The organism is Thermodesulfobacteriota bacterium, from assembly GCA_040758155.1.
GTDB lineage: Bacteria > Desulfobacterota > Deferrimicrobia > Deferrimicrobiales > Deferrimicrobiaceae > UBA2219.
In genome coordinates, this window is the sequence record JBFLWB010000206.1 from 1 (window position 1) to 6,281 (window position 6,281).

Genomic DNA, 6,281 nt, shown 5'->3' on the forward strand with positions numbered 1-6,281 from the left:
CCCCACGTCTGTCCCTCTTCTGCGGAAGTTCTCAGGAACGTCCCTGTTCTGCTCTCAGGAACTCCATCACCTCCCGGTTGAAGGCGTCGGCGTTCTCCGCGAAGAGGCGATGCGGGGCGCCTGGGAGGATGACCAACTTGGCGTCGGGGATCCGGCGGGCGATGCGGATGGAATTTTCCGGCGGAACCAGCCGGTCGCCGTCCCCCGTGATGACCAGTGTCTTCGCCCGGATCCGTCCGAGCCGGTCGGCCGCATCGTGCGTAACGGCGGCGGCAAGTTGGGCACGTAATCCTTCCACAGGGGTCCGGTGCTCCAGCCGTCGCCGGACGAAATCCTCGATCTCCTTCGGGCGTCCCGCGATATAAGGATCCGAGTACAGGTAGGGGATCATCCTCCGCAGGTCCGCCTCCCGGTCCTCGTTTCCCGCATTTAAGAAAGGAGCCATCGCCTCCGCCGAGGGACGGACGGACAGGGTTCCCCCGGGACCGGTGCATCCGAGGACCAGGCGGTCCGCCCGGCCCGGGTGCCGCAGAGCCACTTCCTGGGCGATCATGCCTCCGAGCGACACGCCCAGGACGTGGGCGCGCGCGATCCCGAGGGCATCCAGCAGGGCGACGGCATCGTCGGCCATCTGTGCGGTGGTGTACGGCCCCGGCGGGACATCGCTCTTGCCCGTGCCCCGGTTGTCGAAGACCACCACCCGGAAGCGGGACGCGAACGCGGGCACCTGGAACAGCCACTCCAGGTGGTCGCTTCCCAGCCCGTTGATCATCAGCAACGGGGGACCGGCTCCATGCGTCTCGTAATATATCCGGATGCCGGACGCTTCGGTATAGGACATGGCAAACCCTCCTCTAAGGCAGCCGTTCAACAGGATCCGCACATAAACAAATATTAATCAAGTTTCCGCCAGTTATCGCCGATATGAAATGTGAGGTGCCGGCTGTCCCAAGAGAGAAAAACTATTGAATACTGTTACCAAAATACTTGGCGATCTCCAGGGGAAAATTCGCCGGATCCGTTTCCGGAACACCATCGTCATCCCGATCGTCCTGCTCCTCCTCTCCATCAGCGCCGGCATCCTGACCGTCGGATACTTCATCAACAAGTCCGCCTTCCACGCGGTGCTCGAAGAACGGGAAAGCAACAAGGCCCGCAACATCCACCGCACGATCGAATCCATCGTCACCACCGAGGTGGACAGGATCTCCAGCCTGGCGAGGATCCTTAAGAACGACACGGACATCGTTTACGGGCTGTTCCACTACCAGGGGACGAGAGGCGACGTGAAGCCGCTGGTGTCGGCGATGAACCAGGTCTACCCGAAGCTGAACCTGCCGGTCTTCATCATGTCCGATCCGAACGGGAACATCCTCTTCAGCGCCGGAAAGGGAACGGGGAAAGGGGCCTGGGGCGGGAAGCTGTCGGAGCTGCCCGCGTTCGGGAAGGCGCTGACGGGCCAGCAGGTCGTCACTTCGTTCCCTTACCCGGACCCGGAGAATTTCGGCATCCGCGCCATCGTGCCGGTCTACGTCTTCGGCGGGAACAAGCCGGCCGGCGTGATGATCCTCGGCAACCGGATCGACGACGAATTCGCGTCCCGGATCGCGCGGGAGACGGGCAGCCAGGTGTTCATCGCCACGACCGGGAAGGTGATCGCGGGCTCCTACGACATCGCGTTGTCCAAGGCGTTCGATCCGGCGCTCGCCAAAATCAGCCTGGAGCGGAACGCACCCGTCTTCCGCATGGACAAGAAGATCTACCGCTCGCACACCTATGTCCCGATCACCATTGTGGACGAACGGTTCTCCCTTGCGATCGAGACCGACATCAGCGTCATCCGGGAGCTGATGTCGAAGAACCGGGCCAAGATGATGCAGTGGGGGCTGATCCTCCTCGTCGGCATCGCGCTGACCGGCACGGGGCTGGCGCTGCTGCTCGTTCTTCCGTTGAACGGCCTCTACGAAAAGGCGCTCCGGACCATCCGGGAATATTCCGGCTCGGACACCGACGCCGGCCCCCGGGAGAACGAGATCTCCACGCTGGTCCGGGCGAACGACGTCATGCTCGAGACCATCAAGAACCACCTCGAGGAGCGGACGCGGGCGGAAGCGGCGTTCAAGGAGACCAGCCATGTTCTGCATTCCCTGATCGACGCTTCTCCGCTGGCGGTGGTCGTCAGCGACGCCTCCGGGACGGTGCGTGTGTGGAACCCGGCGGCCGTCCGCATGTTCGGATGGACCGAGCCGGAGACGATCGGACACGCGAATCCCCTCCTTTGCGGCGACGGGAACCGGGAACTGCGGGATAAGTGCGATCTCGTGCTGCACGGGAGGAAGTTCTCCAACACGGAGATCCCCGGCCGGACCCGCGACGGCTCGGAGATCGTCCTCGCCTTCTCGGGCGCCCCCCTGCTCGACGCGCAGGGGAACGTCTCCGCCATGATGGCGATCCTGGCGGACATCACGGATGCCAAGACGGCCGAGGAAGCGCTGCGCCGCAGCGAAGAGCAGCTCCGGCAGTCCCTGAAGATGGAGGCGGTGGGGAAGCTGGCGGGGGGCGTGGCCCACGACTTCAACAACCTGCTCTCGGTGATCACGGGATACAGCGAGCTCCTGCTGCTGCGGACCGACGAGGGGAACCCCGTGCGGCGCGAGATCGAGGAGATCCACAAGGCGGGCGAGCGCGCCGCCTCGCTGACGCAGCAGCTCCTTGCCTTCAGCCGACGCCAGGTCCTGAAGCCGACGCCGCTGCGGCTGGACGCCGTGGTGGAGAACCTTGGGAAGATGCTCCGCCGGCTGATCGGGGAGGACGTCGACTTCGCCACGGAAACCCAGGAGGACCTCTGGATGGTCCGGGCCGACCCGAACCAGATGGACCAGATCCTGATGAATCTCTGCGTCAACGCGCGGGACGCGATGCCCGCCGGGGGGAAGCTGGTCGTCTCGACGGCAAACGTGACGCTGGACGCCCCGCTGGCGGAACGGGAGCTGACCATCCCGCCGGGCCGCTACGTCACCCTCCGTGTCTCCGACAACGGGGTCGGCATGAACGAGGAGATCCTCTCGCGGATCTTCGAGCCGTTCTTCACCACGAAGAAGCAGGGCAAGGGAACGGGGCTCGGCCTCGCCACCGTGTACGGGATCGTCAAGCAGAGCGGCGGATACATCCTCGTCTCCAGCTCCCCCCTGGAAGGCACCGCCTTCACCGTCTACCTTCCCGTCGCCGAGGAGAAGGAGCAGGACGCGCAGGAGGAGCGCAGGGAGGCGGACGACCGGGAGCCGGAAGGCGACAAGACCATCCTCCTGGTGGAGGACGAGGACATGGTGCGGGAGCTCGCCGTCGAGATCTTCAAGGGAAGCGGGTACAACGTCCTCGACGCCCCGAACGGCCCTTCCGCCCTTGAGATCGTCGGCCGCCACGAAGGGCGCATCGACCTGCTGGTGACCGACCTGGTCATGCCCGGGATGAACGGGATCGAGCTGGCCGAGAAGGTGGTGGACGCGAGGCCGGGCACTCCGGTCCTCTACATGTCCGGGTACGCCGAGGACGCGAAGAAGCTGTTCGCCCGGATGGCTCCGGGGCGCGCGTTCCTGCAGAAGCCGATCACGCCGAGGCTACTTTCGAGAAAGGCCCGGGAGGTCCTGAACGCCCGGGAGGGCGCTTCTACGGCTGGATCAGAAGGTGCTCGTATCGCACCGTCCCTATGACGACGGAGATCTTCGACCCGATCTTCAGCTTTCCGTCCCGGTTCCGGAACATGAGGTGGTGGATGCTCTTGTCCTTCGGATCCCGGAACTCCGCCAGCCGCCCGATCCGGTCGAGGCGGACCACCGTGAACTTCTCCCCGGTCGTCTCGTCCACCAGATAGATTTCCGACGCCTGCAGGTTCTTCCTTTCGCTGCCCGGCACCCGGAGCTGGATGCCGACGAATTCCTTGTTCGCGGCCATCTGAAGTTTAACGACTTCGATCTTGGGAGGAGCGGGTGCCGGTGTAGGAGCCGGGGCCGGAGCGGGGACCGGTGGCGGGGGCGGAGGGGGAGGCTGCAGCTCCTTCCTGCTCGCGGTGCACGAGGACAGGACGAGCAATGCCGCCGCCAGCAGGACGCGCCCGATGTCACGTTTCATCCGCCACCTCCGCCGCAACGCGATGCGGCGCAGGCATTCTATCACCTTGGCGAGGACGCGGCCATCGGTCAGGCGCGCACCGACCGGCGCCCGGAGAAGCCGTTCCCCGGCGTAGAATAGATGGCGATGGACGCTCTCCTCCTCAAGCAGGTCGTCGCCGAGCTTTCGGCCGCCCTCCACGGCGCGCTGGTTTCCCGCGTCCACCAGCCCGCCGACCGGGAGATCGTCCTCACGCTCTGGACGGGACGCGACGAGAAGCGCCTCCTGTTGTCCGCCGATCCGGAGAGCTGCCGGATCCACCTGACCACCCGAAAGGCCCCCAACCCGGCCGTCCCTCCCATGTTCTGCCAGTACCTCAGGAAGCACCTCGAGGGGATGCGCATCGCGTCGTTCGCGATCGCGCCGTTCGACCGCTCCGTGCGGATCGATTTTCTTTCAACGCGCCACGACGCCGAGCATGCCCGCACCTCCCTCCACGCGGAGCTGTTCGGCCGGCACGCCAACCTGATCTACGTCGAAGGGGACGGGACGATCCTATGCCCGCTGAGGACGGTGTCGCCGGAGGAGAGCCGGATCCGGGAGGTCGCCGCGGGCGCCCCGTACCGGCCGCTGCCGCCCCCCGCGAGAGTGTTCCTGCCGTCGGTAACGCCGGAGGACGCCGCGAGGATCCATGCCACGGGCGGCGAGGGACTGGCCAGGACGCTGCAGGACTCCGTGGCGGGGCTGGGGCGGGAAGCGGCGCATGAGGCCGCGGCGCGCGGGAGGGAGAGCCCCGAAGCGCTGTACGTCGCGCTGCGGGAGCTGGTGCGGCGGTACGAGGAGGACGATTTCGCGCCCGGCATCGGGACGCTGCCCAACGGGAAGCGGCGAATCCTCCCCTTCCCCTGCCCAGCGGCGGGATTCGTCGATTTCCAGCCCTGCCCGACCGCCAACGGCGCGGCCGACCGGTATTACGCGGACGTCTCCGAGGCGCGGGAGCTGGCCGCGCTCCGGCAGCAGCTCTCCACCCGGATCGCCGCGCTGCTGAAGAAGGAGCGCCACAAGCTGGAGAACGTCGGCGGCGACGAGGAGCGGCTGCTGGAAGGACTGAAAGGGGGCGCCCGCGGGGAAACGCTGAAGGCGAACCTGGCCGAGCTCCGGAAAGGGATGACCTCGTTCATGGGCATCCCGCTGGACCCCGCGAAGACGCCCGTGGAGAACATGGAGCGCTGCTTCCGCCTCGCCCGGAAGGCGAAGAACGCGATGGAGATCGTCCGGAAGCGGAAGCGCGAGGTGGCCGAGAGCGTCTACTACGTGGAATCGCTCGAGGAGCAGCTCGCGGCGGCGCGAACCCGCGACGAGCTGATCGCGGTGCGGCAGGAGCTGTCGCTATCCTTCGGCGCCCGGTCGAAGGCACCCGCGAAGAAGAAGGGCGGGCGGGCCGAAGGCCCCCGGCCGGTCGTCCCCCAGGTCGAGACCGTGGAGTTCCGCGGCCACACGATCCTCGTCGGGCGAAACAACGTCGGGAACGACCGGATCGTCAAGGAGCTCGCGGCGCCCGACGACCTCTGGCTGCACGCGCAGGGGATCCCGGGGAGCCACGTCCTCGTCAAGCGGCTCCCCGGCAAGGAGATCCCCAAAGAGGTGATCGAGGAAGGGGCGCGGCTGGCGGTGCTCCACAGCAAGGCGAAGGGATCGCGGAACGTGCCCGTCTTCCTCGCCGAGGCGCGCCACGTCTCGAAGTTCAAGGGAGCGAAGCCCGGGCTGGTCCGGATCGCGAAGTACTCGACGGTGATGGTGCGCTGACCGCTTACCCCTCCAACCTGCACGTGACCGGCATCCGGCGGTCTCTCCCGAAGGCGCGGGGGGTGATCTTCACGCCGGGCGGGGCCTGGCGTCGCTTGTATTCGCTGCGGTCCACCATGGAGACGACCCGCCGGACCGTGTCCTCCTCGTGCCCCGCCGCCACCATCTCCGCGATGGTCTTGTCCTCCTCCACGTACATCCGCAGGATCGGATCGAGCACCACGTACTCCGGCAGGGAGTCGGTGTCCTTCTGTCCGGGCCGCAGCTCCGCCGAGGGCGGCTTGACGATCACCCGCTCCGGGATCACCTCGTGCCCGCGGCTCTCGTTGCACCAGCGCGACACGCGGTACACCATCGTCTTGAAGACG

General features: G+C 66.5%; 5 protein-coding genes. 2 read left to right on the forward strand and 3 right to left on the reverse strand.

What is annotated here, in order from left to right; genetic code table 11:
* Positions 1-31 precede the first annotated feature (31 nt).
* Positions 32-841, reverse strand: a complete 810-nt coding sequence (locus tag AB1346_14160) for an alpha/beta hydrolase (GenBank protein ID MEW6721586.1) — start codon at positions 839-841, stop codon at positions 32-34.
* Positions 842-965: 124 nt separating this feature from the next.
* Between AB1346_14160 and AB1346_14165 the strand changes: the two genes are divergently transcribed.
* On the forward strand, positions 966-3,710 hold the full coding sequence (locus tag AB1346_14165; protein MEW6721587.1) for an ATP-binding protein: 2,745 nt from the start codon (positions 966-968) through the stop codon (positions 3,708-3,710).
* Here AB1346_14165 and AB1346_14170 read toward each other — a convergent pair.
* Complete coding sequence (locus AB1346_14170) at positions 3,667-4,128, reverse strand: hypothetical protein (GenBank protein ID MEW6721588.1); 462 nt, start codon at positions 4,126-4,128, stop codon at positions 3,667-3,669. The genes AB1346_14165 and AB1346_14170 overlap by 44 nt on opposite strands.
* 120 nt (positions 4,129-4,248) lie before the next feature.
* On the opposite strand from AB1346_14170, the gene AB1346_14175 reads away from it, so the two are divergent.
* Positions 4,249-5,913: an NFACT RNA binding domain-containing protein gene (locus tag AB1346_14175; GenBank protein ID MEW6721589.1), complete on the forward strand. Its 1,665-nt coding sequence runs from the start codon at positions 4,249-4,251 to the stop codon at positions 5,911-5,913.
* A 4-nt stretch (positions 5,914-5,917) separates the two neighbouring features.
* Here AB1346_14175 and AB1346_14180 read toward each other — a convergent pair.
* Positions 5,918-6,281 (reverse strand): NAD+ synthase (locus AB1346_14180; GenBank protein MEW6721590.1); only part of this gene is annotated, 364 nt, incomplete at its 5' end.